The organism is Corallococcus sp. AB049A (genome assembly GCF_003668885.1).
Taxonomy (GTDB): Bacteria; Myxococcota; Myxococcia; order Myxococcales; family Myxococcaceae; genus Corallococcus; species Corallococcus interemptor.
In genome coordinates this window covers 1-2880 of the sequence record NZ_RAWL01000671.1, presented here as the reverse complement: position 1 = coordinate 2880, position 2880 = coordinate 1, and the positions used below count along the sequence as shown (strand labels likewise).

Here is a 2880-nt window from a genome sequence, read left to right as displayed (position 1 = left end):
CAGGCAGCGCGTGCGGGTCCGACGTGCCGTCAGGCGGGCTCGGCTCGCAGGCAGCCCTGTTGGCGTGGAGGACGCGATCTGGCGCGCGGCGACCTACTCGCAAGCGGACCTGGAGGCGTTGACGGAGCCGCTTCCGCAGGGACTGGGCCTGGCACTGCGCAAGCTCCTCCAGCTCCGCCCGGAAGCCCGCTACCAGACGGCGAGGGAACTGGCGGCGGACCTGCGCCGCTGGCTCGGAGAGGGAGACGCCTACGATCGGAAGGAAGCGGTGTCGGAGCTTCACGAAATGGCGAAGCGATCCCGCGAGGTGATGGTCGAGTTGGGCATGCGGCGCCCCCGTGGCCTCCAGGTGTCCCAGGACGAGATCAGCACGAACTAGCCACTCCTGCTTGCGAGGAGGCGCAACTCCAGTCCCGCCATGTTGCACGTATGTCGCATGAAGCTGCGGCATGGGGTGGAACATGGCGGGACAACAGGTCATGCGGCGGGATAGCGAATCCAGGTCGCTCCGAGCGGTAGCGAGGTAAGGGCGCGATCCTGCTGAGAGTTTCGCACCGCCCGGTGCGGGTTCGAATCCCGCCTTCGGCACATCCATGAACTTCCCGCCATTTCGACTCTGGCGCGGCTACGCCATCATTTCCTGATGGCATACAAATTCATGCTGCGTCTGCTCCTGGACCGGAGCGCGTCCATGGCGCTCCCGACGACCGGCGGGCTCACGCGACACGATCATGACCCGTCTTTTCTAGATGGGTGAGGCTCCATCCTACTCCCCGCCCGACGCGGCACCCCATGGACAAACAGCTTTCCATGATTTACATCTATTGCATGGATGGCGTTTTTGACGGGAAGAAAATTGCCATTCCATGAAACCCAAATCGACAGGGAGCAATCCATGGACGGATTCAAGGGAGCCATCCGGACGTTGGCGGCGGGTTCACTCGTGGCGCTGTTCGCGGGCTGTGGCGGCGAAGCAGGCCAGGAGGACCTGACGGGGGCCGGGGCCAATGACAGTCTCGCCACGGCCGAGCAGGCGGTCTGCGGCCCTCCGGCGGACATCTGGCAGCAGTTCGTGGAGAAGGTGTACCCGCCGGCGACGGTCAAGGCTGTCGCCCACGCGTCCTACTACTACACCACGACAACCTTCTGCGACAACGACCCGGACACGGACTACGTCTTCGTTTTCCGTCTGAACTACAGCTGCAACCCGGACAGCCTCAAGTGGTACAGCTCCGATGGCTGGGCGACGACGCTGCTGGGCGACCTGAACTCCCGCTCGCCAGTCGCCACGGACGACGACGTCCACGTGTGCATCGGTGACAACCACGTCAACTTCCTGGGGGTCAACTCCATCCTGCAGAACATGTACGTCTACGTTCCCTGAAGCCGCGGAAGCCGGAGCCAGACGAACGGCTCCGGCTCCCGTTCCAGCGGCACGCGAGCAACGGCTCCGGGTGCCCTACTTCGCCGCCACCCGGCGGTCCGGCGGCCGGGCCACCGGGCGCTGGGGCAGGGCCTTCGCGGACGCCTGGGCAGCCGCCACGGCGTCCGCGGTGGGCTCCACGCTGGTGTCCTGGAGCGGGGCGCCCTGGCTGTTCGTGTAGACGCCATCCGGGAAGGAGCCCACGTAGAGCTGGGGCGTGGCGGGCAGCGCGTGGGTGAGCACGGTGAGGTGGTTGTCCATCTCATGCCGGAGGGTCGCCTCCTGCGTGCTGGTGTCGTGGGGAGCGTTGTAGAAGAGCACGGAGAACTCCACGCCGACCTGCGTGTAGTTGGGGGCCAGCCATGACGGCGGCAGCGTGGGCACCACGTCGTACTGGTTGACCACGCGCACCGTCGCCGGGTTCGTGACGTACCGCGCGTAGGCCGCCCCCCACGAGTCCGCGAGCCCGGCCTTCGGCGCCGCGAACGTGACCGTCGTCACGCTCAGCGACGGCTGGCTCACCGCCAGGTCCAGCGCCAGGAACTCCGCCAGCCCTCCGCCCAGGCTGTGGCCCGTCACGAAGAGCGTCTGGATGCCGTTCGCCTTCAGCCACGCGAACACCTGCGCCTGCATCGACTGGGGTACGGAGGAGCTGGTGCCCGTGTAGATGCCCCAGAACCCGCTGTGCACCTGCGGCACCGGCGACAGGGACGTCCCGGAGTACGGCGTGAAGGACGTGGTGCGGTATTGCTCGTCCGCGCTCGTGTCCGCCGCCGTCACCGTCCCGCGCAGCGCCAGCATCGCCGTGGCCGGGTCCGCGTTGGAGGTGAACCACAGGCCGAACGCCTCCGCGACGCCGCCCTTCCGCGGCACCCACGCGGTGAGGCTGCCCGCCTGCGTCCAGCCCGAGGGCGCGGAGTATTCCTTTCCATTGAAGGCGGAGTAGGCCGCGACCACGCCCTGCCCCATGCCCAGCACCTGGGTCGCGTTCAGCACGGGCTCGGGCGGCGTGGCGTGAAGGCCCGGCTGCGGACGGGCGGCGGCAACGGTCGAGGTCGTCATGTTCGGCTCCAGGAAGGTGTGGCGGGTGGAACGGGGCGGCGCTTGCCGCCATCCGTTGCCAGGCACCGATTGCAGCGCCCATGCCGCACGCGGCGCCCCTCGGAGGCCCTCGCGGCGAGGGCGCTTCGACGCGTCGGCCGACGCGGCGCCCGACGCAGGCCCGCCCCTGGTGACTGCAAACACCAACCCCTGACGGCAGTCACCAGGCGCAAGCCTTCAGGCCCGGGCAAAGCCGCTCATGCTCCCAGCAAGATCAACGCTTTACGCATGCCCGGGCGCTGGCATGCCCGCTGCTATGGGTGTCCTCGTCGCTGAGAGCAACACTCCCTCCCCTTCCAGAAAAGAGACACGTCATGGCCATCCGCTCCGTCCGCAGCCCCTCTGTCTCCGCCCCC

The 2880-nt window shown here is 67.9% G+C and carries 2 protein-coding genes and 1 pseudogene; 2 read left to right on the top strand and 1 reads right to left on the bottom strand.

All coding sequences use genetic code 11. From position 1 onward, the window contains the following. Both D7X55_RS38095 and D7X55_RS38090 read left to right on the top strand, forming a co-directional pair. Positions 1-379: pseudogene (locus D7X55_RS38095) on the top strand (protein kinase); the annotation flags it as partial. 516 nt (positions 380-895) lie between these two features. Next, positions 896-1384, top strand: coding sequence for a hypothetical protein (locus D7X55_RS38090; protein ID WP_120551633.1), 489 nt, complete (start codon positions 896-898; stop codon positions 1382-1384). 75 nt (positions 1385-1459) lie between these two features. Here the strand turns inward: D7X55_RS38090 and D7X55_RS38085 are convergent, their stop codons facing one another. Next, positions 1460-2485 (bottom strand): lipase family protein, encoded by a 1026-nt coding sequence (locus D7X55_RS38085; protein ID WP_121725602.1) that lies wholly within the window; start codon positions 2483-2485, stop codon positions 1460-1462. Between the last annotated feature and the right edge of the window lie 395 nt (positions 2486-2880).